The organism is Spiroplasma endosymbiont of Tiphia femorata (assembly GCF_964020225.1).
Classification (GTDB): Bacteria; Bacillota_I; Bacilli_A; order Mycoplasmatales; family VBWQ01; genus Spiroplasma_E.
In genome coordinates this window covers 677,035-703,960 of the sequence record NZ_OZ026544.1, presented here as the reverse complement: position 1 = coordinate 703,960, position 26,926 = coordinate 677,035, and the positions used below count along the sequence as shown (strand labels likewise).

The 26,926-nt window shown below is 24.7% G+C and carries 35 protein-coding genes and 1 other RNA gene; 20 read left to right on the top strand and 16 right to left on the bottom strand.

What is annotated here, in order from left to right; genetic code table 4:
* Positions 1-9 precede the first annotated feature (9 nt).
* The 14 genes from AACK83_RS04370 to AACK83_RS04305 form a co-directional block, all read right to left on the bottom strand.
* Positions 10-297, bottom strand: coding sequence for a hypothetical protein (locus AACK83_RS04370; RefSeq protein WP_338959561.1), 288 nt, complete (start codon positions 295-297; stop codon positions 10-12).
* 2 nt (positions 298-299) lie between these two features.
* On the bottom strand, positions 300-491 hold the full coding sequence (locus AACK83_RS04365) for a hypothetical protein (protein ID WP_338958204.1): 192 nt from the start codon (positions 489-491) through the stop codon (positions 300-302).
* Positions 492-500: 9 nt separating this feature from the next.
* On the bottom strand, positions 501-698 hold the full coding sequence (locus AACK83_RS04360) for a hypothetical protein (RefSeq protein ID WP_338959282.1): 198 nt from the start codon (positions 696-698) through the stop codon (positions 501-503).
* Positions 699-782: 84 nt separating this feature from the next.
* On the bottom strand, positions 783-1,076 hold the full coding sequence (locus tag AACK83_RS04355) for a hypothetical protein (protein WP_338958209.1): 294 nt from the start codon (positions 1,074-1,076) through the stop codon (positions 783-785).
* Between the two features lie 11 nt (positions 1,077-1,087).
* The gene (locus tag AACK83_RS04350) at positions 1,088-1,342 is read right to left on the bottom strand and encodes a hypothetical protein (protein ID WP_174480864.1); all 255 of its coding nucleotides are present in this window, start codon (positions 1,340-1,342) and stop codon (positions 1,088-1,090) included.
* A 21-nt stretch (positions 1,343-1,363) separates the two neighbouring features.
* Complete coding sequence (locus AACK83_RS04345; RefSeq protein WP_174480862.1) at positions 1,364-1,570, bottom strand: hypothetical protein; 207 nt, start codon at positions 1,568-1,570, stop codon at positions 1,364-1,366.
* Between the two features lies 1 nt (position 1,571).
* Entirely contained in the window at positions 1,572-1,805 is a 234-nt protein-coding gene (locus AACK83_RS04340) for a hypothetical protein (RefSeq protein ID WP_174479931.1), read from the bottom strand.
* A 1-nt stretch (position 1,806) separates the two neighbouring features.
* Positions 1,807-2,664: a hypothetical protein gene (locus tag AACK83_RS04335; RefSeq protein WP_338959280.1), complete on the bottom strand. Its 858-nt coding sequence runs from the start codon at positions 2,662-2,664 to the stop codon at positions 1,807-1,809.
* Positions 2,665-2,783: 119 nt separating this feature from the next.
* The gene (locus tag AACK83_RS04330; protein WP_338958215.1) at positions 2,784-2,948 is read right to left on the bottom strand and encodes a hypothetical protein; all 165 of its coding nucleotides are present in this window, start codon (positions 2,946-2,948) and stop codon (positions 2,784-2,786) included.
* Between the two features lie 22 nt (positions 2,949-2,970).
* On the bottom strand, positions 2,971-3,210 hold the full coding sequence (locus AACK83_RS04325; protein WP_338958218.1) for a hypothetical protein: 240 nt from the start codon (positions 3,208-3,210) through the stop codon (positions 2,971-2,973).
* Between the two features lie 18 nt (positions 3,211-3,228).
* Entirely contained in the window at positions 3,229-3,429 is a 201-nt protein-coding gene (locus AACK83_RS04320) for a hypothetical protein (protein ID WP_338958221.1), read from the bottom strand.
* 2 nt (positions 3,430-3,431) lie between these two features.
* A complete protein-coding gene (locus AACK83_RS04315; RefSeq protein WP_338958222.1) occupies positions 3,432-3,713 on the bottom strand; it encodes a hypothetical protein in 282 nt (93 codons plus the stop codon).
* A gap of 359 nt (positions 3,714-4,072) precedes the next feature.
* Entirely contained in the window at positions 4,073-5,008 is a 936-nt protein-coding gene (locus AACK83_RS04310; protein ID WP_338959558.1) for a rolling circle replication-associated protein, read from the bottom strand.
* Between the two features lie 320 nt (positions 5,009-5,328).
* Positions 5,329-5,709: a RidA family protein gene (locus tag AACK83_RS04305; RefSeq protein WP_252320861.1), complete on the bottom strand. Its 381-nt coding sequence runs from the start codon at positions 5,707-5,709 to the stop codon at positions 5,329-5,331.
* A 488-nt stretch (positions 5,710-6,197) separates the two neighbouring features.
* Between AACK83_RS04305 and AACK83_RS04300 the strand changes: the two genes are divergently transcribed.
* Entirely contained in the window at positions 6,198-6,512 is a 315-nt protein-coding gene (locus AACK83_RS04300; protein WP_252320859.1) for an HU family DNA-binding protein, read from the top strand.
* A gap of 202 nt (positions 6,513-6,714) precedes the next feature.
* Here the strand turns inward: AACK83_RS04300 and AACK83_RS04295 are convergent, their stop codons facing one another.
* Positions 6,715-6,960: a Holliday junction resolvase RecU gene (locus tag AACK83_RS04295; RefSeq protein WP_338959555.1), complete on the bottom strand. Its 246-nt coding sequence runs from the start codon at positions 6,958-6,960 to the stop codon at positions 6,715-6,717.
* 85 nt (positions 6,961-7,045) lie between these two features.
* On the opposite strand from AACK83_RS04295, the gene AACK83_RS04290 reads away from it, so the two are divergent.
* The 19 genes from AACK83_RS04290 (at position 7,046) to AACK83_RS04200 (ending at position 25,148) form a co-directional block, all read left to right on the top strand.
* On the top strand, positions 7,046-7,363 hold the full coding sequence (locus AACK83_RS04290) for a DivIVA domain-containing protein (RefSeq protein ID WP_338959370.1): 318 nt from the start codon (positions 7,046-7,048) through the stop codon (positions 7,361-7,363).
* Between the two features lie 29 nt (positions 7,364-7,392).
* Positions 7,393-7,742: RNase P RNA component class B (rnpB, locus tag AACK83_RS04285), an RNA gene on the top strand.
* A gap of 48 nt (positions 7,743-7,790) precedes the next feature.
* Positions 7,791-8,252, top strand: a complete 462-nt coding sequence (locus AACK83_RS04280) for a CinA family protein (RefSeq protein ID WP_338959371.1) — start codon at positions 7,791-7,793, stop codon at positions 8,250-8,252.
* Between the two features lie 107 nt (positions 8,253-8,359).
* Positions 8,360-9,289: a recombinase RecA gene (gene recA, locus AACK83_RS04275; RefSeq protein ID WP_338959803.1), complete on the top strand. Its 930-nt coding sequence runs from the start codon at positions 8,360-8,362 to the stop codon at positions 9,287-9,289.
* Positions 9,290-9,454: 165 nt separating this feature from the next.
* The gene (locus AACK83_RS04270) at positions 9,455-9,871 is read left to right on the top strand and encodes a hypothetical protein (protein ID WP_338959553.1); all 417 of its coding nucleotides are present in this window, start codon (positions 9,455-9,457) and stop codon (positions 9,869-9,871) included.
* Between the two features lie 6 nt (positions 9,872-9,877).
* Positions 9,878-11,035, top strand: a complete 1,158-nt coding sequence (gene rny / locus AACK83_RS04265; RefSeq protein WP_338959550.1) for a ribonuclease Y — start codon at positions 9,878-9,880, stop codon at positions 11,033-11,035.
* A gap of 131 nt (positions 11,036-11,166) precedes the next feature.
* Positions 11,167-12,522: a signal recognition particle protein gene (gene ffh, locus AACK83_RS04260; RefSeq protein ID WP_252320142.1), complete on the top strand. Its 1,356-nt coding sequence runs from the start codon at positions 11,167-11,169 to the stop codon at positions 12,520-12,522.
* Between the two features lie 331 nt (positions 12,523-12,853).
* On the top strand, positions 12,854-13,105 hold the full coding sequence (locus AACK83_RS04255) for a hypothetical protein (protein ID WP_174480064.1): 252 nt from the start codon (positions 12,854-12,856) through the stop codon (positions 13,103-13,105).
* Positions 13,086-15,773 (top strand): Mbov_0397 family ICE element conjugal transfer ATPase, encoded by a 2,688-nt coding sequence (locus tag AACK83_RS04250; protein WP_338959546.1) that lies wholly within the window; start codon positions 13,086-13,088, stop codon positions 15,771-15,773. The genes AACK83_RS04255 and AACK83_RS04250 overlap by 20 nt, the downstream gene beginning before the upstream one ends.
* A gap of 367 nt (positions 15,774-16,140) precedes the next feature.
* Positions 16,141-16,440, top strand: coding sequence for a hypothetical protein (locus AACK83_RS04245; protein ID WP_174480067.1), 300 nt, complete (start codon positions 16,141-16,143; stop codon positions 16,438-16,440).
* Between the two features lie 58 nt (positions 16,441-16,498).
* Entirely contained in the window at positions 16,499-17,854 is a 1,356-nt protein-coding gene (locus AACK83_RS04240) for an Mbov_0396 family ICE element transmembrane protein (RefSeq protein ID WP_338959543.1), read from the top strand.
* Between the two features lie 34 nt (positions 17,855-17,888).
* Positions 17,889-18,017 (top strand): hypothetical protein, encoded by a 129-nt coding sequence (locus AACK83_RS04235; protein WP_338959541.1) that lies wholly within the window; start codon positions 17,889-17,891, stop codon positions 18,015-18,017.
* A gap of 45 nt (positions 18,018-18,062) precedes the next feature.
* Positions 18,063-19,946, top strand: a complete 1,884-nt coding sequence (locus AACK83_RS04230; protein ID WP_338959539.1) for a VirD4-like conjugal transfer protein, CD1115 family — start codon at positions 18,063-18,065, stop codon at positions 19,944-19,946.
* 210 nt (positions 19,947-20,156) lie between these two features.
* Complete coding sequence (pgsA, locus tag AACK83_RS04225) at positions 20,157-20,798, top strand: CDP-diacylglycerol--glycerol-3-phosphate 3-phosphatidyltransferase (RefSeq protein ID WP_338959535.1); 642 nt, start codon at positions 20,157-20,159, stop codon at positions 20,796-20,798.
* A gap of 23 nt (positions 20,799-20,821) precedes the next feature.
* Positions 20,822-21,628, top strand: a complete 807-nt coding sequence (locus AACK83_RS04220; protein WP_338959534.1) for an SDR family NAD(P)-dependent oxidoreductase — start codon at positions 20,822-20,824, stop codon at positions 21,626-21,628.
* 153 nt (positions 21,629-21,781) lie between these two features.
* Entirely contained in the window at positions 21,782-22,354 is a 573-nt protein-coding gene (locus tag AACK83_RS04215; protein WP_338959532.1) for a hypothetical protein, read from the top strand.
* A gap of 41 nt (positions 22,355-22,395) precedes the next feature.
* Positions 22,396-24,222 carry a PTS transporter subunit EIIC gene (locus AACK83_RS04210; protein ID WP_338959530.1) on the top strand — a complete coding sequence of 609 codons (1,827 nt, stop codon included), beginning with the start codon at positions 22,396-22,398 and terminating at the stop codon, positions 24,220-24,222.
* A gap of 105 nt (positions 24,223-24,327) precedes the next feature.
* A complete protein-coding gene (locus AACK83_RS04205; RefSeq protein ID WP_338959529.1) occupies positions 24,328-24,765 on the top strand; it encodes a hypothetical protein in 438 nt (145 codons plus the stop codon).
* Between the two features lie 203 nt (positions 24,766-24,968).
* Complete coding sequence (locus AACK83_RS04200) at positions 24,969-25,148, top strand: hypothetical protein (protein ID WP_338959528.1); 180 nt, start codon at positions 24,969-24,971, stop codon at positions 25,146-25,148.
* A gap of 146 nt (positions 25,149-25,294) precedes the next feature.
* Here the strand turns inward: AACK83_RS04200 and AACK83_RS04195 are convergent, their stop codons facing one another.
* A complete protein-coding gene (locus AACK83_RS04195; protein WP_338959526.1) occupies positions 25,295-26,914 on the bottom strand; it encodes a hypothetical protein in 1,620 nt (539 codons plus the stop codon).
* Positions 26,915-26,926: the final 12 nt, after the last annotated feature.

Genomic DNA, 26,926 nt, shown 5'->3' with positions numbered 1-26,926 from the left:
ATTTATCTGTTATTTTGGAACACCAACTGTATCACTATAATAAGAACATATATAAGTACCCTGATTACCAATATATTCACCACTAACTAATTTTAAATCCGGTTGGTCAATGTCAAAATAAGCAGAATTTCATGGAATTGTTGCTCAATCATTAAAATCATTATACTTAACGTGTTTAACCATTTCTTTTGTAATATCATAATTAACAACATTAGGGTCATTTGAAACAATTAAACTAGTTGGTGCTTGAACAGAAGTATTTACAACAAAAAATATTTTTGCAAACTTAAATCACATAATTATTTACCAAATAAACATTTTAAAATTCACCATGAACCATAAAACAAAACAAATCCAATAAAAAACTGTGTACCATAAACTACTAAATTTCATAAAATAGTAGTAAAATCATCAACTGGCTTACCTATAAACATAGTTCAATAATCAACTATACATTGATGTATTTTATTATAAATTTCTAAAACACTCATACTTAACACCTACCCAAACAATGACCTAAAAACAAATTTAATAACACGATAAATAAAATTAAAAAATACACCTAATACCAACCAAAAAGTCAAATTAAACAAAATATAAACTTCATTAGTAATGTTTGGTTGATTTAAAAATATTTGAATATCTTTACTAGAAAATATAAAAATAAAATGTAATATACTAAGAACAAAATTAGACATAATTAATCACCAATACCAAAATCACGAGTTGAACTACCAGTAAACTTATTACCACCAGCACCACCTTTAAACTTACCTTGTTGTTTATTTCTTGTTTTTCACTTTTTCAACACGTCTTTGATAACTCTTAGCAATTTGTTGACCAGTACCAACACCCAAAGAAACAGAACTTTTACCAATGAACTTAACAGCATATCCTAAACCTAATGTTGGTAACATCAATTCAGGTAAAATAACCCTAAATGCAAATCTAAGCAAAATCAAAAATATCATTAACGTACCTAAATTAAAACCTAAATCACCAAGTGGAAAACTAAAAAACTTCATAAAAATTGAAGCAAATAATTGCATAACAGTTGTAATAAAAGGTATAAACATAATTTCACATCCTAATGTCTTGTAAATCTAAATAATCCTAAAATTAAATAAAATACAAAACTAACATTTATTAAAGCAAGAATAGGCAAAGGTAAAGTGTATAAACTATCATAAAAAAACGACTTAATAAAAAGTGTCACAGTATGTAATCCAGCAAAAGAACTTAAATACTGCATATAAATAGTTTGTACCAAAGTATTAACAACTGGTAAAAGTCTACCTAATAATGGTAAAACAAAAACCAAACTAAAAAATAACTTTACCATTTGCTTACTCCTTTCTAATTACTAATGAGTTCCATGGATAATATGACCAACAAACTGCTTAATAAATACAAGAACCATAAATACGATTGAAATTAAAACTGGTCAATTTGTAAGTGTTCCACCATCGCCAGTAGTAAATACTCAACCAAAAATATAAGTAAAAGCATTTAATAATTGTTGTCCAACACCACCTATCATGGTTAATAATGCTGATAGTCCAGCGGGCATATTAATCACCCCCTTTCTCTAATTCTTTTTGTTGTTTTTCCATTTCTAATTTACGTTTCTTCTTTTCAAAATCTTTACGACAAAAAGTACAATCAGGGTCATTTTCTTTTTCCTTTACATGTTTTTTATGTTTGAATTTCTGTATACCCTCATGTATTCAATTACGACAAAATCAAAGTATAAGACAAAACCCACCAATATATAAAGCATATTTTATAATCTCCTTAAAATCCATTTTAAACACCACCTAACGTATAAGCATAAGAATAATCCCAATTTAAACTTGCTCTATCTAAATTAATCTCAGACATACTATCATCATTTAAATCAACATCAACCATACTATCATTTGTACTTTGATAATCACTAACACTAGCATTAATTAACCTTGCTCTTTCATCAGTAAATACTTCTTGTAACTCTGTATTATTATGTGTATTTCCTAACGGTAACAATAAAGTATTTATAATCTCACTTGCTCCGGCAATAATAGTAGGAATAGCAAAATAATTATTAAAATTATTATTAATACCCATAGCAACACCACTACTAATCAAACATCCACCAGTACCCATATTTGCTATCTTTCTTATATTTTGAAATTTATTAGGTATTAACTCAGTTAAGCCACTAATAACATTTGCTATACCAAAACTATTTAAAGATATATAAGTATCTCAGTCTACAAAAGGCTTATCAATTACTGGCTTAGGAGTTGGTATTGGTGTAGGAATTGGTAGTTCAGTAGGACATGGTGGTCAAAAACAAGGTTCATCTCTTAATAAAGAAACTGACTTATCTACATACTGAACAAAATTAGCATAATTAATTAAACCAATTGTTCCTAAACCTAAAAATATCTTTTTATAACTATTAATAACTTTATTTCTAGTAGTAGGTCTTTGATTAATATTCCATATATCAATTCCTAACTTTTTACTAAATAATAATGAATTAATAGAACCTAATATTGGGTCTTTTAAATATTGACCATAATAAGCACTTACGCCAACCATAGCACTTAAAGGACTTAATCCAGTTCTTAAAATTTTAATTAAAGTATAATTACTAGTTTGCTCTAATTCATTAGGCATAAATAAAACTCCTTACTTTATATAATAATAAGGAGCATATATATACTAATTTGTATAACATGGGAGCAAAGTACACAAAAAAGTATATATATACTCCCTATTTAGTTTTTTTTAAAATATTATTTTAAATGTTTAATAACAGTCTTTCTTTTAATCTCACTATATTTAAACTTTTCTTCATCTTTACCAAGATAATTAAAAGAATGTAAAAGTAAAGTTTGAAATTTAATTAAATCATTAACAACCGTTTCTAATTCTTCAATACGTTTTTCTAAATCTTGCACTTTTATATACCACCTTATTTTTTTATTTATTACATTTATGATTTTTATTTCAACAATGATAACATTTATTACAATCAACACAAATTAAATTTTCAAGCATAGTTAATATCATTGAAACATCAAAATTACCATAAGGCTTTAAAAATTTTGTAGTACATTTTTTATTACTACAACGAAAATTAACAAATTCATCTAATAAAAAATCTAAAAACTTTTTTTCATCAATTCCATTCATTTTTAAATAACTTTCAACATTTAACATTTTAAACCTACCTTAATTTTAATTTTCTTTTAACTGTAATTGTTTTTTTCTCATTGATTTATTTAACGCTATATTTAATATACAATTAGGACAATAATAATTTTTAGTATATAAATTTTGTAAAACTTTTTTAGGACAAATAACTTGGTCACAAAGTTTACACATATAAATTGCTAAATGAAATGCTTGTTCACATAAACAATTATCATTTTTAACCATAATTATTTATCTTTTCATTCAATAATATCTACAATAGTACCGGATAAATCTAATTTTAAATCATAATAATTACCAACTTTAAAACTAAGTTTATGTAAATATTGTGTAAAATCATTAACTACTAACGGGTTATATCATTTATCCCGTACTTTACCGGTAGGTATATTTGTTTGTTTATTAATTTCTAAAAAAGTTAAAACATCAAATTTCAAATTTTGACCTTGATTATTTTTATCAGGTATCATTCTATTTTTATCAATATTAACCAATTGAACTTTAAACATAAAAATTGCCAACTTCTTTCTATATAAAATATAAATTGAATTGGCAAACAATTATAAATAACTAAATTAAAAATATACAACTATAAAATTAATTTAATAAATAAAAAGTTCTTATATTAATATTTAACTATTCCTGGTAGGGAATTGTAAACCAATTCAAATAAGTTAAATATAATTTAAAAACTAATCTAAAATATATTTACTTATAAGTAGATAATATCATAATTAAATAAAATATCAATAAATATAAAACAAAAAGTAAAGACATTTACTACCTACCAGAACAGCAAATATCTTTACCACAATTAAAGTATAACAAATGTACCAAAAAATACAAATATTACAAAAAAAATATAAAATTAATGTAAAATCCGTTTATTTAAAAATATTTTTTGAATTTTGCTTTTATCAAAAATTTTATAAATAAAATCTAAAATATCATTTTTATTAAATGTATTTTTTAATCAATACCTAAATCGTAAACTTTCTAAACTAACATAATAATTAAAGTCTTTAAAATAATCACAATTTGCAACATAATCATAACTTCCACCAATTAAATTGGTAACACCTTGTTCATTTGGTTTAGTTTTAAATAAATAAAATTCTTTTGCTTTTGCACATGCTTGTACTAATTCTTGTAAACTTAACATTTTAGTTCCGCGAACTACAAGCGGATTTCTACAATTTCTACTAAATGAATATGCTTGAACACCAACATCTTTTTGATTTAATGATTTAATATTTTCTTGTACTTTTGTTACATATTTACTCAAATATTTAACTACAAATTCATTTGTTCCTTTATGTACAACCTTTAAATCAATACCTTTATTATTACCAGCATGTGTTCATCATGTAGTTATCATACTATATGGTATTTTACGATTAAATAATATATGAAAATGAACTGCACCACGCTTTTGATATTCATAAACATAAAAATATCTTAATTCACCCAAATGTTTAGCACGTTTAGGGTCATTTCATCAACGTTTTAAACGTTTAAAGAATAATTGTAAATCATGTTTTGCTTTTTTAATATCAGTTTCATTTTTATGATAAGTTAAAGTTAAAAAACTCAAAACTCTTGCATTATAAAAATTATGTAATGCTTTTTGAACTAATTTACATTTAGTACGAACATTATTATTTCTTAATTTAGTATTATTACCAATATTCTTTATACCTAATTTATTTCTCTCATTTTTTAAAATATCAATAGGCAAAACAACATTCTTAACATAACAAGCATAAAAATTTTTTTTAACATAAAAATTGTATGAAATATTCATCTATAATCAATCCTGGTAGGAATTTTTGATAAAATTGAATGATTTATAAATAAATATAAATCTTTATATATATTATCATAAAAAATAAAAAAAAGTATCAAATTTGACACTTGCGGTGAAAAATGATACTTAACTAAACAAATCTTAACATAAAAAATTATAAAAACAAATAATAAAAGAAAAACGATACTTAATAAATCTTAACATAAAAAATTATAAAAACAAATAATAAAAGAAAAACGATACTTAATTTAATAAATCTTGACTTAATTTTATAGTTAAAAATTTAGATATGCAATAAAAAAATAAAATTAGAAAAATTATTTTAAATAAGCAATTGCTTCAATTTCAATTAATGCATCTTTGGGAATTCTAGCAACTTGAACTGCTGCTCTTGCTGGAGCGTGTGTACCAAATATTTCTTCATAAACTTTATTCATTTCAACAAAGTGATTTAAGTCTTTTAAGAAAATATTAACTTTTACAATATTATTTAAAGTAATATTAGCAGCTTCACAAATTGCTTTAATATTTAATAAACTTTGCTTAGTTTGTGAAGAAATGTCAGTGCCAATAAATTCACCTGTTTTACTATTAATTGGTAATTGTCCAGAAATATATAAAAAGTCACCTGCAATTATTGCTTGACTATATGGCCCAATAGCAGCAGGAGCATTAGGCGTATGGATAATATTTTTCATAGTTTATCACTCTTTCTAAAATTATTATGTTTTTGCATCATTGAATATATTAGTAAAATGTAGCGTTATTTTTAAGTTATTTACGTGGTATTAAATAATTAATTAGTAATATAAAATTAGCATCATTAATTATTAAAACTTGAACAACTATAAATATATTTTACATGTTTTTCTTTTCATTTTTTTAATAATTATTTTTCATTTTAATTTTAATTAAATATTTATTTAATATTTTATTATCAGTATTGAAAATTAAATTTTATTTTTATTTTTTAACCTTTATAAGTGTAAAAAAAATATTATTCAAATAATTTTATCATTTTTTTAGAAAAAAAATACATTTTATGGTTCACTTTATAAAATGTTACTATATAATTTGATTACAGACCAGTAACATTTTTAAATTGGTTTGAAGATAACGTAGTTATAATAATATCTATAATAGACATTATAATTATAATTCTTAAAACATTAGGAGGAAATTTTTTATGGCAAAAAGTAATTCTAAAACAAAGACAGAAATTATTAAGATAGTGGCGCAAAAGTCTGACGTCACAATTGCCTTAGCGACTAATATTATTGATTTATTTTTTGAAGAGATAAAAGTTGAAGTTGCAAATGGTGGTAAAATTAATATACCAAAATTTGGAATATTTGAAACTATTATTCGTGAAGCAAGAACAGGTCGTAATCCCCAAACTGGTGAATCTATTGTAATTAGTGCTTCTAAAGCACCTAAATTTAAAGCGAGTTCTGAATTTAAAAAACATACTAATCAACAAACAGAAACTTTAGCTTCTTAAATTAAAAATTTTAAAAAATCAAGATAAAATGGATATATAATTTCTAATTTATATCCATTTTGTTCTACTTTTTTATATGTCAGTGCTTTTTTTTGAACTTTTAAAAATTTTAATTTTTCTCAAAAAACTAAAAAAAAGGCATTATGTTCTGAAAAATAAATAATAACAAAACTAATAGCATTAAGATAAAAAGCATTTTATACTAGAAATCAAGTTGATGTTTTTTAAAATTATTTCATGGTAATGTTAAAGACTTAGTACTTTTTGCTTCAAAACACAAATATTTACCATGATAATCAACATTACTTTTTTCTTTAAAAATTTTATTGTTTTGATATAAAATTGATGGATTTTGTTTAAAAATTAGTGCTTGTTTTTCATTATTTATAATTTCAATAGTATAATTAATTATAGTTTCAAGAAACATTCCACGGTTAGCATAAAACATTATTTTAATTCCCCCTTACATATAGAATATTACTAACTTTGGAATAGTTTTCCTTTTAATTAAATTAATTAAAGGAGGTATAAGTATGAATATTTGTAAAAAGGATATTATAGATAAAGAATTTACTGTTGATTATAAAGGCTATGATTCTAAAGAAGTAGATTTATTTCTTGATTTAGTAGCTACTAATTATGAAATACTAGAAGAATTTGTAAATAAACTAAAAAAGCAAAATGCAATTTTAGAAAATAATAATTACAAGTTACTTAAAGAAATTGATGTTTTAAAAACACAAATTTTAGTTTTAAAACAAGAAAAACAAAAATTAGAAGAAAAAGGTGTAGAAAATGTTGATATTATTACGAGGTTAAGCAAATTAGAAAGTATTGTACATGAAGAATAAATATGTTATAATTTTTTTCTAAAAGAATAAAAAATGAGCTAATCGCTGCATTAGTATGTAGAGGAAAGTCCACGCTCGCACTTTCTGTGATGAAAGTAATGTTTGTGTTAGAGAAAACAATAACTCTAAGCAGTAATTCTGACGGCTGACAAAAACCTAAGTTTTTTATTAAATAAGGTTCTAGTCTATAAAAGTGTCATAGAGACGAGTTTTAAGGAAACTTAAAAGCTGGAACGAGATAAACCCCACAAGCGAGAAACCCAAATTTAGGTAGGGGCATTGGTTTATTAGAAATGAATAATAAACCGAACTATTGTTTACAATAGTAGATAAATGGTTAGCACTTGCAAGAAGCAAGAACAGAACCTGGCTTATGATTTTTTTATTCTTTTTTTGTATTGTAAATTATTTGATTGAAGGTTTAAAAATGACTGAACTTTTAGTTTTATTAGATAAATTTAATTTTAGAATTAGTTGTTGTGAAAGTATTACTGGTGGACTTTTTGCTCAAGAGATTACTAGTATTGCTGGTGCTTCTAAATATTTTAGTGGTGGTTTTATAACGTATACTAATGAATCAAAAATCAATATTGTTAAAATTAAAAAAACAACCATTGAAAAATATGGTGTAATAAGTAAACAATGTGCTATAGAAATGGCTTTAAATACACAAAAAATTTTAAAAACAAATATTGCTATTAGTTTTACTGGAAATGCAGGACCTAATGCTCTAGAAAATAAACCGGTTGGTTTAGTATATGTAGGTATTGTTATCAATGATAATGTTTGATGTGAAGTGTTAAATATTTCAGGTAATAGAAACGAAATTAGATCAACTATAGTAGCAAAAGCAGTAGTTATTTTAAAAAAAATTTTATTAAGTTTTTAAATTTTAAAAAGGAATTATCTTACAGAGTTATTAATATTTTGTAGGGTGATTTTATGGAAATAAACATTAAAGAAAAAGAGCAATTATTAGAAAAGGCCATTAAGTAAATTGAAAAAGAATTTGGCAAAGGTGCTATTATGTTACTAAGTGATAGTAGTATTGGCGATATTGAAGTTATTAGTTCAGGAAGTATATTATTAGATGATATTTTAGGTGTTAAAGGTTTTCCAAAAGGTCGTATTATTGAAGTTTATGGACCAGAATCGGCAGGTAAAACTACATTAGCATTAATGGCTTTAGCAGAAGTTCAAAAACAAAATGGTAGAATAGCATTTATAGATGCTGAACATGCATTAGATCGTCAGTATAGTCAAAAATTAGGTGTTGATATTAGTCGTTTATTAATTACACAACCAGATTCAGGAGAACAAGCATTAGAAATACTAGATATTCTTGTTAAATCAGAAGCTTTAGATATGATTGTTGTTGATTCAGTAGCAGCATTAGTTCCACAAATTGAACTTGATGGTGATATGAATGATCAAACAATTGGTGCTCAAGCGCGATTAATGTCTAAAGCATTACGAAAAATTAGTGGAAGTATCGCAAAAACTAATTGTATTGTTTTATTTATTAATCAAATTCGAGAAAAAGTTGGTATTATATATGGTAATCCTGAAATAACACCCGGAGGAAAAGCATTACGTTTTTATAGTACAATTAGACTAGAAGTACGTAAAGGTGAACAATTAATCAAAAGTAATCAAATAATTGGTCATAAAATAAAAATAAAAGTTGTAAAAAATAAAGTAGCACCACCATTTAAAACAGCAAGTCTTGATTTTTGTTTTGAAGAAGGATTTTCAAAAATTAGTGAAATCATTACAATTGCTGTTGAGAAAGAAGTTATTAATAAATCTGGTGGCTGATACACTTATGAAGATGTAAAATTAGGACAAGGAAAAATAAAAGCAAAAGAAAGTTTAGAAACAAATACTTTTCTTTTAGAACAAATTAAGGAACGAATCAAGTTTTAAAAAAAACATGCTAAAATTAATGTAGGATTATTATCCTACTTATTTGTGTGTAGATATTAAAGAAGAAAAATATAAAATTTTAATTTTATTTAAGTTTTTGAGTGTAAGGATTCTTTTTCTTGTAGGTGTTTTACAGCAAAGAGAAAAATATAAATGGAAAAAAATATGTTAGCTATATTATCAAATATAAGTAGTCAACAGTTTGGAATGTGAGTAGGTATATCAATTTTTCTAGCAATGATAGTAGGGATAATTGCTGGATTTCTAATTAGAAAAATGTATTTAAAAATTAAAGAACAACAAAGTTTTACTAATATTTTAAAGAGAGAAAAAGAATCTCAAAAATTAATTCAATCCTCAAGAGCCGATGCAAAAATTGAAATAAGTAAAATGAAAAAAGATTTGTATTTAGAGATTGAATATCGTAAAGAACAAAATTTAGAATATGAGAAACTTTTAAATAAAAGAGAACGCAAATTAAGTGAACGTGAAGAAATAATTGAAACACAAACACAAAATCTTTATCATCAACGTGAAATTGTAAAAAATGTTAAATTAGAATATCATCAAAAAATTGATTAAATTATTATGGAATTAGAAAAAATTTCTGGTATGAGTCGAAATGAAGCAAAAGATGAATTGTTTAGTAAATTAAAAGAAAAATTATCATTAGAATTTAATAAAATTATTAAAAATCATGAATATAATATTAAACTTCAATCTAAAGAGTTAGCCAATAATATTGTTAGTGAAGCAATAGAACGTTATGCAAGTAATTTTATTGTTGATAAGTCAGTATCATATGTTAAGTTACCTAATGAAGAAATGAAAGGCAGAATTATTGGTAAAGAGGGTAGAAATATTAAATCTTTTGAGTTAACAGCAGGTGTAGATATTATCATTGATGATACGCCAGAAACAATTCAAATTTCTTCATTTAATCCGATCAGAAGAGAAATTGCAACTAGAGCTTTAGAAGATTTAGTTAAAAATGGAAGAATTCATCCAATTAGAATTGAAGAAATCTTGAGATTTCATGAGCAGGAATTAAATGAAGGTTTTAAAGTTGATGGTAAAAAAATTATTGATGAGTTAAAATTAACTGGTTTTGAACCAGAGTTAGTATCTTATATTGGAAGATTAAAATATCGTACAAGTTATGGTCAAAATGTTTTATTGCATTCCTTTGAAGTTGCCAAACTTGCAGGAGCAATGGCAGCTGAATTGGGTTTAGATGTTAATATTGCAAAACGTGCTGGTTTATTACATGATATTGGTAAAGCTGCTGATTATGAATTAGAAGGTTCACATGTTTATAATGGTGTGATTTTAGCAAAAAAATATGGTGAAAGTGATATTATTATTAATGCTATTCATTCTCATCATGGTGATGTTGCAAAAGATAATGTTTATTCTTCTTTAGTTTCAGCTGCTGATACATTATCAGCAGCTAGACCTGGTTCAAGAAATAATTCATTAGAAGAATTTATAACTAGAATTAAAGAAATTGAAGATTTGTGTAAATCTGTTAAAGGCGTAGAAAAAGCATATGCTGTTCAGGCTGGAAGACAAATTAGAGTTATTGTGGATCCTAAAGTTATTAATGATTTTGATGCTCATATATTAGCAAGAAACTTAAAACAAAAATTAGAACAAATGATTACAATACCAGGCGATATTCATATTACTGTTATTCGTGAAGTAAGAGCAACAGAATTAATTAATTATTTTTTAGAGAACCCTTAGGTTCTCTTTTTAACTTTATAAAATATATAATTTGTTAATTCAAATATTTATTTTTTTATGTTTAATTTATTTTTTCATTATTATTTTAGTGTTAAAATAATATAGTCTTAAAAATAGAGGAGAATATAAATATGAGTTTTGCTGACATTATGTCAAAAAAAGTACAAAAAACATTAGAAAAAAATTTAAGTAAAAAAACTTTAACCATGGAAAATATGGAAGCAACAATTAAAGAATTTAGATTAATTTTGTTAGAGGCTGACGTTAATTTTAGAGTGGTTAAAACTTTAACTAATGAAATTATTAATAAAGCAAAAGGTGAATTTATTAAAGAAGGCTTAGATCAAAAAGAAATGTTAATTAAAATTATTCATGATGAATTAACAAAGATTATGGGTACTAAGAATGTTGAATTAGATTTATCTACTAATCCTACTGTTATTATGATAGTTGGTTTACAAGGTTCTGGTAAAACAACAACAATATCTAAACTAGCAAAGTTGTTAACAGATAAATATCAAAAAAAATGTTTACTAGTTGCAGGAGATATTTATCGTCCAGCTGCTGTTGAACAATTAAAAGTTTTAGGAAAACAATTGAATATTGAAGTTTTTTCCCAAAAAAATGAAACTCCTACTAATATTGTTAAAAATGCTCAAATATATGCTAATAAAAATAAGTTTGATGTAATATTAATTGATACAGCTGGAAGATTACACATTGATGAAAAATTAATGCAAGAACTAGCAGAAATAAGAAAAATTACTTCACCAAAAGAAGTTTTACTTGTTTGTGATGGTATGGCAGGACAAGATATAATTAATGTTGCTATTGAGTTTAATAATACTATTCCTATTACTGGAAGTATAATCACTAAATTAGATGGTACTGCTAAGGGTGGTTCAGCTCTTTCAATTTCTTATTTAACAAAGATTCCTGTTAAGTTCTTAGGAATGGGTGAAAAGGTAACTGATTTAGAGGTTTTTTATCCAGAAAGAATGGCAGAACGTATTTTAGGAATGGGTGATCTTACTACATTAATGGAGAAGGCCGAAAGTATAGTTTCAACTCGTGATGTTGAAGAAACTATGAATAGAATGATGTTAGGTCAATTTGATTTGAATGACCTTGTTAATCAAATGAAGCAAATTCAAAAAATGGGTAAATTGGGCTCACTTGTAAAAATGATTCCTGGTATGTCTGCTAAAATTAGTGATGCTAAAATTAGTGATGCTGAAACTGATTTAAAAATAGCAGAATATATTATTGCTTCAACAACTGCTCAAGAACGTGAAAAGCCACAAATTTTACGTTATCCAACTAGAAAAGCAAGAGTATTAAAAGGCTCAGGTCGTTCAGAAAAAGAATTAAATAAAGTGCTAAACCAATTTGAAAAAACTAAAAAAGTTATGGATCAAATTGCTGGTCAGATTAAAAAAGGAGAAATGCCAAATATTCCAGGATTAGATAAGTTAATAAAAAGTTAGAAAAATAAAAAAAATTTGTTATTTTTTGTTAATTTGTTAAAATTTATTTAACTCAAGAAATGTATAAAACTTTGATTTCTTGAGTTTTTATAGATATTATTTTATTAAAATTTTTTTAAATTTTCTTCTTTGTTTTTAAAAATTTAATTTATTTTTTAAAGTAAAACTAGATTTTAAAAAGAAAATAGTGTTTAAATAGTGGGTTATTTTAAATTAAAAATATAGCAAAAATTTATTTTTTCTTTTTCAGTTGCTTAATAATATTTAGGGAACAAGATAACTTTGAATTGTGTTTAGTAAACAAATTAAATTCAGTTAGGAGACAATGATTATGAAAGATACGTATACATCTGTTCGATTAGCTCAAAAGCCACAAAATTCTTTTGCTTGCTATCGATGTGGTAGAGTAATTTTGATAGCTGATTACTTAGAAGGAATAAATATTCAAGTTAATTGCAGTCGTTGTGGCTTTAAGAAGCGTGTTAATAGTATAAAGATAGAGAAAATAAACAGTAAACCAAATTCAGCGCTAAATTCTAATGAAATTTCAAAAGAAAAGATAAATGAAATTTTTAATTCCTAAAACTATTAAATTTGTAAAATTACAAATTTGGAGAAGTGTTGGTTTAATTGATTTATTAATTATTTTAATGGTAGTTGGATTTGCTTCAATTATTATTTTATTATTGCAAATTGATATTATTTTTAAAATATTAGCTGTTATTTTAGTTGGTTGTGCTACTATTCCGCTTACTTTTTATTGACAGCCAAGAAAAAAAGGATGAGAAATTATTTTATTATGATTTAAATTTCATAGTAAAAATCGTTATTATAAATCTGAAAAAAATTCACAAATATTAGTACCATTTAAAAAAATTATTAGTAAGAATGTGATGCAATTAAATGTGAAAAATACAAATTATACTAGAGCTTTATTATTGGAGGGTTTTAATATTACATTATTATCTAATGAAGAAGCCTCAAATAAAATTAAAGATTTAGCTGCAGCTTTTAAAATTATTAATATTTCTATGTCTTTAATAAAGATTGATATGCCTTTAGATATAACTGCACAAACTAATTTTTATAAAGAACAACTCGAAAAAATTGATTTAGAAAATATTAGTGAAAAAGCAAAATTAGCAAGAAAATTTCAAATGATATCAGCAATTAATGCTAATAATGAAATTCAAAATCAAAATGAAATGACGCAACCATTTTTTTACTTATTTTTTTATTCATCAAATCAAGAAAAATTAAAAGAAGAAGTAAATGCTTTTAAAAATTATATCAGTCGTAGTGGTGTTAAAGCTAGTGATATTAATTGTTTTGAAATGATGGTTGTTTATAGTAAATTAATAAATTCTAATGAAAATGCTTCGTTAGAAGAAATGTTTACTACAAAAAAAGAAGAAACTGTTAAAAGTAAAGATTTAACTAATGATTTAGCGATTAAAGAATTATTAGTTCATAAGAATAATTTAGAATTTGCTAATTGTTTTCAAACTGTTTATAACATATATGATTATCCATTTGAAGTTTCAGCAGTCTGATTAGCAAATTTAGTAAATATTCCGAATACTAGTTTAATCTTTACTTTTAATAGTATCAGTGAAGAAAGTGCTAAAAAACAATTGAATAAAGCTATGCAAAATTTAGCAACTTTAAATTTTATGACAAAATCATTATCAGAACGAAGAGATTATGATTATCATTATCAATCATTAAATGAATTATTAGATCAAATTGCTGGTGGTGGTGAAAAAATATTTAATACTAATATGTATTTATTAATTAATGGTGCTGATCGTAAGCAACTTAAGCAAAATATTAGTACTGCCGAATACGAAATAAAAAACAATAATATGAAGTTTGATAAATTATATTATCGTCAATTAGAAGCTTTTTTATCAGTAATGCCAGATAGTGCTGATTGATTTAAAGAAACAGGTCACGAAATGCCATGTTTAACAATAGGTGCTAGTTTTCCTTTTTTAAATCAAGAATTAAATGATAAACAAGGACTGTTTCTTGGATTTAATGAAAGTGGTAATAAAGTATTTTTTGATCAAAGAACTAAAAGTAGTACTCGTAAAAATCATAATCAATTAATTATTGGTACTAGTGGTTCAGGAAAATCTTATACTTCTAAAAAAGAAGTAAATTATCAAATTATGCTTGGTCATAAAGTAATTGTTATTGATCCTGAACGTGAATATCGCGATTTATGTAATTATCATGATGGAAGTTGAATTGATGTTGGTGACGGTTCTTCTGGCAATATTAATCCATTTCAAATTACATTGGCACTGAGTGATGATAATACTAATGATAATAATACTCGTGATATTTTAGCACCACATATGCAATTCTTAGAACAATTTTTAAACGTTGCTACTGGTGGATTAACGAGAAATGAATCAAGTTTATTAATGATTTATGTAAATTTAATGTATGAAAAATTTGGTATTACTTCTCGAACAAAAATTCATTTATTAAAACCAAATCAATTTCCAATTTTTCAAGATTTATATGATATTATTGAATCTGATATGGTTAAAGAAGAAGAGATTAGAACTAAAAATGAATTAAAAAATTTACTAATTATATTATCAAGATTTGCAACTGGTGGTACTGATGCTAATTTATGAAATGCTCATACTAATATTAATAGCAGTAGTTTATTACAAGTTTATGATTTATATACTTTAACGCAATCAGGGAATAAACGTTTAGTTAACGCTCAAATGTTTTTAATTTTGAAATATATTGAAAATGAAGTACGAAAAAATAAAAATGATAATGAAATTAATAATAAACAACAATGAATTTCAATTACTATTGATGAAGCCCATTTACTTATTGATAAAGAATTTCCAGCAGCATTATTATTTATGTATCAAATTGTTAAGAGAATTCGTAAGTATACAGGTATGATAAATATTATTACACAAAATATTAACGATTTTCTTGGTTCTGAAGAAATTAAAAAATATACTACTGCTATTATTAACTCAAGTCAATATTTAAAAGTATTAAACTTACAACCTCATGATTTAGCGGCATTAAATGAATTGTATTCTTCATATGGTGGCATTTCTGCTAATGAAACTGATTTTATTGCTCGTGCTAAAGTTGGTGAATGTCTTTTTGCTATTTCTAGTTTATATCGTATGTGTTTAAATATTAATGTTAGTGATGCTGAAACACAAGCAATTAAAAATATAAAAAATAAAGAAATTGAAAATTAGTATATTTTTTTATACATTATCGATTTCATCAATAATTGTTAATTTATTTTAAATTAAATATAAAGATACTTTCATATTAATAAAACTTATAAGTTTTATTAATATTATTTTATTTAAATAAAAAATTTTATAAAACAATAAAAAATAAGTTGATAAAATTGAAAATTTTTATTTACTTTATTTTAAAACCAACTATAATTAAAGTGTATCAACATTATTTATAACATATGAATTTGACTGTAAGTCCTAATTTATCTCTTTAAGGAGTAAAATAGGGCTTATTATATTATTAGATAAATTCATGCTTTATAAACAATTTTGATTAGTAAATAATTTTATTTTTTTATTATTTAAGGAGGAAAAACTTATGATTTTTAATTATCTATCAGATGGACCTGATATAAATAAAATCATTGATGTAGCAAAACCTTATGTTTCGGCAGTTGCAGGATTGCTAATTGCTGCTTTAATTGCATTTAGTGTTTTTAAAATAATTATATTGGCAAAAGATTTAGCGGCCGCTGGTGATGATCCACAACGTAGAAGTGAGATTAAAAAAGCGTTTATGTATACATTAATTGCACCAATTATTGGCATTACTGCATCAGCAATAATAATTGCTCTTGTGCAAGCTTTTGGTGGTAATCCAAATATTCTTCCTAGCTAACTAAAGAAAGTTATATATTAACTTAATATTAAGTTATGAAGAGAAAAGAGATGAAAATATGGATTGACTAACAGATATTATACTAGGAGCTTTATTATTTATACCTTGACTTATTTTCATTCAAGGACCATTATATTTAATTGATATTTTATTGAGATCACCTAATCATGGTCATGGCGGCATATTTGATTATTTAACAACTGATGCGATAACTAATTTAGTTTTTGGAGATTTTACTAAAGATCCACTTAATAGTAAAAATTTACCAGTATTTTTTTTAGCATTAGCAATTGTTTCAATTGGCGTAATACTTATTATGTTTATTATGCAATTAATTATTATTCAATTTGAAACACATACAATTAGAGAAAAATTAGGTAAAGCTATAAAAAATACATTTTTAGCTTTTTTAGTAATTGTTTTCATTCCATTTTTTATGAGTACTATAAATTATTTAATAACAGGATTATTGGCAGTTTTACAAATTACAGCTTTAGGAAAAAATGCTAGTTTAGCTGATTTATTATGAGGTATTGGTGCTCCGGATGCTAATGCTGCTCAGCATGATCCTGGTGTTTATTCAATGCCACCTATTTCTCAATTAAAACATTGAAACTTTATTCTTGAAATTATTGCGGTGTGATTTACTTTATATGTATTATTTGTTGCATCAATGACATTGGTTGAAAGAATTATTGATTTATTACTTTTATTTTCAATATCACCAATTGTTGCTTCTATGATGCCTGTTGATCAAGGAAAAAGATTGGGTGTTTGAAAAGAAATGGTAATAGGTAAGTTTATTATTGGTCCAGGAACGATGTTACCTATTTATATCTTTCTTCAAATATTACCAAAGGCAATATTAGATATTACTAATAATACTAATTTTAGTTGACTTGAAAAACAAGTTTTATATACGTTATTTTGTACAGCTGGTGCTATTAGTTGTTTAAGAACTCAAAAAATTATTAATCACTTAGTAACACAAAACTTAGGTGTACAAAGTGCTATTGATTCTAATGGAGCAGCTATTGCTGGAAATATTATGGGTAAAGCTCGGACTTTTGCTAGCCTTGCAGCAGGTGGTGCTGGTGCATTAAAACTTGGGAAACAAATTGCATTTGGTGGTGCTAAAGATGGAAGAAATCCTGATGGTAGTCAAAAGAAAGCAAATGGACTATTAAAAAATGGTATAACAGGTTATTTAGGTAAAGGTACTAAAGGAGTTGCTAAAGGAATTGGTAAATTTCAAAATTCTCATGATCAAGGTACTAAATGACAAGATACAAAAAATAATTTAAAAAGCCCTTTTGTTGGATTAAATAATATGGCTAAGGGTGCTTTTGTTGAACCTTTTGTAAATTTAAATAACACTAGAAAGAATGCAAGAAGAGGAGATCCTGATGAATAAAAAAGTAAAATATTAAAATCTTGGAGAAATAATCATGAAATTTAAAAAAACAAAAAATGAATTTAAAAAGAAAAAAAGTTATCATTGAAGACGTAATGTAACTATTGGTATTTTATTATTAATAATATCAGGTATTGCTGGTGTTATTTCCCAATATGGGTAAAATATAAATTATTATAAAATATATAAAAAATAAAGGAACATAAAAATGAAATTTATTCGTCAAAAAAAATGAGTACTACCAGCAGTAATTATAATTGTTATAACCTTTTTAGTATTAATAAATACTTTATTAGTTTATGCTTTAGTCTTTGTTCGTAACATGTTTTCTCATAGTGGAGATAATCAACAACCATTTACACTTAAATTTTTAATACAGGATGTTATTAATTATTGATTAATATTTTTAATTCTATTTCTTATTGAATTTTCAGTTTTATTATCTTACTTTATGATTCATAAATATAAAATTTATTGTGAAACTCATAATAAAAGTCGCTTTTTACGTGATTCAAAAAATAAAGTGTATGGATCTGCTGCTTGATTAACACCCACTGAAATTGCTAATACCTTTCCTTTATCAAAAACTGTTGAAAATGATTACGGTATTGTTGTTCAAACAACAAAGACTAAAATTGGTGGTGTCCAATTTAATATTAAGTCTGATGCTCATAATATTGTAATTGGGGGAACAGGAAGTGGTAAAACTCAAAAATTAGTTATTCCAACTATATATTTAAATGCCCAATCGAAAATTAAACCATCAATGGTTATTACTGACCCAAAAGGAGAATTATTTCAAAATCATTCTAAAATATTAAAAGATAATGGTTACGATGTTTATGTTATTAATTTACGTGATACATCAGTATCTAATTCATGAAATCCTTTTGTTAAAGTATATGATTTTTATGTAGAATCAATGCGTTTAAAAAAAGAAAATAATCCTTTAAATGAATCAATTACTTATGAATCAATGGCATTATCATGAATTAATGATATTGTTGAAGCTTTATTTCCTGAATCAGATCCAAAACAAAAATTTTGAAATCAATCAGCGATGCAAGTTGTTAAATCAATTATGTTATTTATGCTAGAACAACTTGAAGATCAACCTGATGTTCCTTTAAAATACTTTAGTATGTCAAATGCTGCTATTGTTGCTACTAATCGTCAACGATATGTTGAAATTCTAAAAAAAATGCCAACTCATAGTTTAGCTCGTCAAATTGGTTTAGGTGCATTAGAAGGTGCTGAAGAAACTGCGGGATCAATTAGTCAAATGGTTGCTAATGGATTACGTTTATTTACTGATCCAGTGACGCGAAATATTAGTTGTAGTAATGATATAAATTTAGATGAAATTGTAAAAAAACCAAGTGCTGTTTTCTTAGTTGTTCCTGATGAAAGTAATGAACGTAATGCTTTTGTATCAATGTTTATTGCACAGTTATATAAAAATACAATTCGTTATGCAAGTACTTTACCTGATATTAAATTACCACGTCCTTTATACTTTTTATTTGATGAGTTTGGTAATATACCAACGATTGCTAGTATGGCACAAATGATTACTGTTGCACGAAGTCGTAATATTTTTTTCATGATGATTATGCAAGATTTACAACAATTAACACAAAAATATGGTAAAGAAACAGCAGAAACTATTTTTAATAACTGTATTTTGCATACTTTTTTGCAAACTATGGATTTACAAACCGCTAATAAATATTCAGATATGTTCGGTGAAAAAACAATTATTAATTATAGCCATTCTGGTAATAAAGATAAAAAAGCTGATAATATTAATTCATCATTACAAGGTAAAAAATTAATTACAGGTAGTGAGTTAATGAAATTAGATTTTGATACTGCTGTTATTTTTTTAGCAAAACATAATCCAGCAAAAACACGTTTAATTCCGTTTTATGAATGAGGAAGTAAACCGGCAGGACAAGCAACTGTTACAAATGCTTCACGTTTAATTGATTTTAATAAAGATTATTATTTAAGTTATATTGGTTTATTCTATTATATTGAGAAAAGAAAAAATCCACAAGCTGCTGCCGAAAGAGAAAAATCAGAAAAATAAAAAACAAACAATAGTTAAGAAATTGTATATAAAAGAATATTTATTTTAATATATAAATGTATATTATTGATAGATATAGAAAATAACGATATACTTATTTCATGAATAGATCAAAAATATAAGTTTTACTTTTTATAAATTATGCTAAAAAAGGTAAGTACATAATAATGTTAAATATTATAAATAAACTTATATGAAAGGATTTTAAATATGAATGTTCCCAATATTATTTCTTTAATAAGATTAATATTAGTCCCAATTATTGTTAGTTTAATGATTATTGGTCCAATAGATAATGATAATTTTTATCATCTTTGAATAACAAGTATTAATATTAATAGTTATAGTTTACCGATTAGTTGGTTAATAGCAGCAATTTTATTTATTATTGCTGCCATTAGTGATTTTATTGATGGATGATGAGCAAGAAAATTTAATCAGGTAACAACTTTTGGTAAATTTTTTGATTCAATTGCAGATAAACTTTTAACTAATGGTGTTTTAATTGTAATGGCATGTGCTACTATAATTCCGGTTTGAATGGTAATTATTTTGGTATTACGTGATTTTATTATTGATGTAGTTCGTCAAATTTTGGCTACTAAAGGTACAGTAATGACTGCTGATAAATATGGTAGAATAAAGGCAGCATTACAAATGTTAGGAATTACAATTTTATTTTTTATTAATTGACGATTTTTAAATGGTAGTGTTAATGGTCATAGTAATAATGATCAATATGGTTTAATTAATCAATTAGTAATGATACCAATGTACGTTGCTACAGTATTAAGTATTTTTAGTGCTTATAATTATATTAGTTCAAATAGTAAAAAATTGTTTAATATCTAAAAATAAAAGGAGTATTAATATAAATGATAAATAAAGTAATTGTTTTGAATCAGTGAGCAGTAGTTACAGGAGCGTCTAAAGGATTGGGATATTATTACTGTCAAGCATTATTAGCACAAGGTTATCACGTATTAGGGGTATCACGTGATAGTAAAAAAATATTAGAATTAGCAGATAAGTATCCACACTTACAAGTTAAAAATTATGATTTAGATTTATCTGATTTAAAAAATATTTATAAATTATTTGAGTTATCAAAAGAATTAAATGTAACAGTAGTTATTAATAATGCTGGTTATGGTGTTTGAGGAACATTTGCAGATAGTATGTTAGAACAAGAATTAAATATGATTAATTTAAATATTTCTTGTTTACATATTTTAACAAAGTTATTTGTTCAACGTTTTAGTAAAAATAATTATGGTCGTGTTATTAATATTGGAAGTATGGCAGCTTTTAGTCCAGGTCCTGTTTTTGCTAGTTATTATGCTTCTAAATCATATGTTTGAAGTTTAGGTGTTGCAGTTAATTATGAATTAAAAAGAGCAAAAAGTAAAGTAAGAGTAATTACAATTTGTCCAGGTCCATTAAAAACTGAATTTTGAAATCGTAGTAGTAATGGTAAAGGAAATAAAGAACATTATAGTTCATTATTACCAGTTTTAGATACTGAAACTTATGCTAAAAAGTCTTTACAAACAGCCTTAAAAACAAAAAGAAAAAGTGTTATTATTACAGGAATTTCTAATAAAATTACAAGAACTATTATTAGAATATTACCTTTAAAAACAGTACTTAAGTTAGTATATAATTATCAAAAAAATCGCTAATAATGAATTTCATTTTTTATTTTAATCGTAAAAATTATTAAAAAACATTTATTTATTATAAATGTTTTTTTATTGTTTTCTTTAAAAAAAAGGTTTATGATGTATCCAACTTCTTAAGATTTTAAGAAGTTATTAAAAAAAGAGGTGTTATTTATGAAAAAATATTTATCAATGTTAACAACAATAGCATTATCAGCAGCATCAATATTTTCAACTTCTTCGATATTAAATTCATATGTAAAAAATTCCAATTTAATAAATGTTGATAATTTACATGATGTAATACAACCAATTGATATTGTTGAATACCCTATTTTTGCTGATAATGGAGAAACTACAGTTAAAACTTTTGAAAAAAATGTTATTGTTCTTTTTAGTGTTCCTTCAAAATTAAAATATATAGAATTAACTGATATAAAAAGTCATGTCGATTTTCATATAAATGGAAAAGATTATTATTATAATGATCAAAGTAAGAATTCAGTTATTGTATCTAGTGATACAAAGTTTATTGATAATAGTATTTCACATGAAGGAAATATGAATAAAGTTCAGCAAACAGTTAGTTACGATTATGATTGAAATCAAAAAGCATTTATTTTTAAATTTGTTAGTGTTGAAACGGTTACAGCAAATAATGAAAAAGATACTCAGTTTGTGAGAGGTTTTTGTGCAACAGTTGGTGCCATTGTGCTATTATCAGTTTCAATAAGTTCAATGTTTTAATTTTGAAAAATTAAGAAAAAGTTTTAGGAAGGGGTTAAAATATGGGTTTAGTTTTCTGAAAAAAACATAAAGAAAAAAACGATAGTATAACAATTTATCAAAAAAAACTAGAACAAGAATTAAAAACCTCAAAAGAAAAAAGTCCTTGAAATAATGTTTTAAAATTTTTACAAGACTTAGGTAAAGCATTACAATTTCCAATTGCAGTATTACCATTCGCTGCTATTTTAAACAGATTTGGAGCATTAGGGCTTACATTTACTACTACAACTGATGCTGGTGTTATGCATGTTACTAATGAAGTTGGTTATTGAATTTCATATATTATTCAACAACCAGGAAAAATAGTATTTGATAATTTACCATTATTATTTGCTTTAGGTTTAGCATTTGGTTTAGCTAAAGATCATCGTGGTGAAGCTGCATTAGTTGGAGCAGTATTTTATTTGGCAATATCTGCAATGACGTCAATTGAACATTCATTACCAGAAATGTTATATAAAAATGTTTTAACTTTTACATCAAGTAAAGGTGAAAAATTTTCGTCATTATTTTATGTAGAAGAATTTGGAACAGATGGTAAAACTATTATCGGTGGTATTTATGTATTAAACATTGGTGTTTTTGGTGGAATTGTAGCGGGGTGTTTATCTGCAGTTTTATATAATAAATATAAAGAAATTAAACTTCCTCAAGCATTATCATTCTTTGGTGGTAGAAGATTTGCACCAATGGTGGCTTTAGCAATAACTATTCCCACTGCTTTGGCATTTGCTATTGTTTGACCATGAATTCAATTAGTATTAATGAAATTTGGTCAATTAGTTGCTAATCCAAATAATCCAGCAGTTGCTATTCCAGGAACAGCAGTTTATGGAATATTAAATCGTTTATTATTACCTTTTGGATTACATCAAATCTTAAATACTTTTTTTTGATTTCAATTACCAATTAATGGTCAGATAATATCTCCAATTACAGGTGCTGCATCTGGAACAACGGAATGAGTAAATGGAGACATTAATGCTTTTACTAGAGGTATTGAAGGATCTGGATTTTTTCAATCAGGTTTCTTTCCTATTATGATGGGTGGTATTCCTGCTGCTGCCTTAGCTATAATTATGGCAGCTAAAAAAGAAAATAGAAAAATGGTATCAGGATTTTTAGGAGGAGTTGCTTTAGTTTCTTTTATTAGTGGAATCACTGAACCAATTGAATTTTCATTTGTATTTATTGCTCCATTATTATTAGTAATTCATGCCTTATTAACAGGGATATTTATTGCAATAACGACAGCATTGCATATCCAAGTTGGTTTTGGTTTTAGTGCTGGAATTATTGACTATTGCATTTCTTTTGCTCAATCATGAGGATTTGCTAATCATGCTACAGGTGCTTATCATATTACTTCAAATCCACTATGAGTATTATTATTAATTGTGGCTGCTGGTGGAGTTTATTTTATTGTATTTTATACATTAATTACTAAAATGAATATTGAAACGCCAGGAAGAGAAGAAGATTTTGGTGTTGAAGAAAATAAAGTAACAACAAAATCAGAGTTAAGCAATAAAAATCTTAAAAGTGATAAATATACATTAATGGCAACAAAATTAATTGAAGCAATTGGTGCAGATAATTTTGTTGAAATTGATAATTGTGCTACTAGGTTACGTTTGATTGTTAAAGATACATCACGTGTTAATTTGGCAAAAGTTAAGGCCGCAGGAGCATTTGGTACTAAAATTTTGAATAAAGAATCTTTGCAAATTGTTATTGGTACCGATGTTGAACATGTAGCCAATGCAATAAAGACACAGTTACAAAATTCAGCAACTTTGAATATTAAAACTAAAGTTAATCTATAATTAAAAGTGATTATTACAATATAATATTAAAGCTACTAAAGCTCATATAACCATTTAATGGCTATATGAGCTTTTAATTGATTAAAAAAGATAGGAGTAAAAATAATGGGAGTAGGTAAACATTTAATTACTAACATTTTACAAAAAATAAAATCACAAGTACCAACATTAACTAAAGAAGACATTATTACTGCGCTTAATATTATCTATATAACTTGTGCAGAATATAATGCTATTGATAGTTCTATTAGTAATATTGCCAAATATTATCACCAAGAAGATGAAAAATTTGATAGTCAATTGTTTAGAAAAAATTTGCATAGTTCTTTGCAATATATTGATCAAGACAATTTATACAGTTTGAAAAGTTTGATTTCAATTATTTTAATAATTAATGTTTTTAATCATCCTTTATTATTTAGTGATTTTAGTGATTTTATTAAAAAAGATATTACTAATATTGAATTTATGAAAACAAAAATAGAAATCCTGAAAAATGATAATATTTTTTTATTAAAAAAATTAGTTCGTGCAAGGACTTAAATAAGTTAAATAAATTAAGAGAGCAATTAAATAATAATTTTGAAATATTAAAACATTTTAAAACAATTTGTGAAAATCATCAATTAGGTGTATTAAATATTTATAACTTTATTGCTAATCAATCAAAATATTTTGTTACTGATGAAGATTGTGATAATAAAATTAGTTTAACAAGTAATGAATATGAAAAAATTAAGGAGATAATGTCAAGAGAAAATAAATTTAAGGATATTTTAGTTAAAGATAGTAATTCTGAAATTCCATATAAATTAAATATTGAAGAACTTGATAAAATTTTTAAAAAGGAAGTTGTAAATTTATTCGATGAATATGAAAATAAAATTTGTGATTTTAAAAATAATAAATCTAAAAAAATGAATTAAAAATTAAGGGAATTAAATTAAAAATTCAAAATATTTTTGATTTGTCAAAAATTATTTTTGAAATGTTTCAAAAACCAATTACTTCTTCATTGCCTTTAACGAAAATTGTAAATCAAATTTTTGATGAAAATGATTCAATGCAATATTTAAGCGAAATTGAAAAAAATATTGATTGAACTACTTGGAGGAATTGGAATTGGTTGTGGTTGTTTTTTGATAATTTCATTAATAGCACCAGCAACAGTTTTATCAGTAGTTTCTAAATTAGGAATTTCAGTACCAATAGTATTTATAGAAAAAGCATATTTGAATTGGTCTTTATCCATTTTATTGTCTAATTTTTTATCTACTTCTTCTTTTTTATAATAATCAGTTAAATCAGTTTTCCCGCAAGTAGCACTAATTTTATTATTTTCATCAATTTTAATATTTTCACCAGCAATTAACTTATCTTGTTTTTTATCTAATAATTGATTTGTTTCTAGTTTTGTATAATAATCATGTTCAGTATTTTCTTCTGCTATAAATTCAGTTGGTGTATCTATTCCTTGATATTGATATATTTCTTCTATATCACCAATTAAATTAATTTTTCCAAGTTCAGGATAAGAATTACCACCACCACTAAATTGTTTCTTTTTATTGTTATAGTAAATAGTTCCAATATTTAAAATATTTTTATTTTGTATTTGTTCTCCATAAGTCATGGAATCAACATTTAACAATTCAAATTCGTTAAAAACATTATTTAAATAAATTTTAATTACTTTATAAAATTTCATAAAGTTATTTTCTGTTGAATATTGATAACTGATTTTAATAAAATATCATTTAAATATTTCTATATTATTATTTTCAACTTTTTTTCATAAGGGACTAGTTTCAATATTAAATCAATTATTTTTAACATCATTAATATTTTCGTTTGTTTTAATTAATTCACTATTTAATTTGGTAATTTCATTTTCATTTGTAGTAATTCGTTTTTGTTGTTTAGCAGAAAAATCACAAGTTGGTGCATGTGTATAATCACCAATTTGTGGATTGTTTTGTAAAACATCAGGTGGTAATGTTCCAATTTCATTAGGTCAATCTAAAATCATAGTTTCAGTTTTTGAGTCATATTCTGTTGCAACATAACCTTTATTTATTAAATTTGTAACTGGTCCCCTATATGTTTCATTTTTATTACCATTAATGGTATCATCATATAATTTTATTTGCTTTGATAATGTAAATTCTTTTTGTTCTTGAATTAATTCATTAACTTGGTTTCTAGTATAAAATGCTTTTAAGTCAATTTTTTCAACATCTATTTCATCATTATTATAATTTGAAAATATTTGTTTTAATTCTGTTAATCTTGCTCATATTTTCATTCTACTAGGTGCTAAATCTCAAATATTAATCGTAGGAGTACTACTTGCACTAAATTGATTACCATTATTAAATTGAATAGTAGCATCAACATTAAATTCAATTGGTGTACGATTAAATACTCAATGTTCAACCATAACATAAACCATATCTCTTAATGTTTCTTTAATTAATTCATCTTTAAAACTATCAAAAGGAAATTTAGATAAAATAAAATCAAGATAAGCATTAATATCATTTTGAGCACGAATAGCAAATGTTTTAAATCAATCATCAACATTTGGTCATGTATTTATATATTGTCGTGGTATTTCTGTAATTGTTCCAGTTAATGGATATCAGTTATTATAATTTTCTAAACTGACACCAGTTCAAAGTTTATTAATCATATTTTATCATTC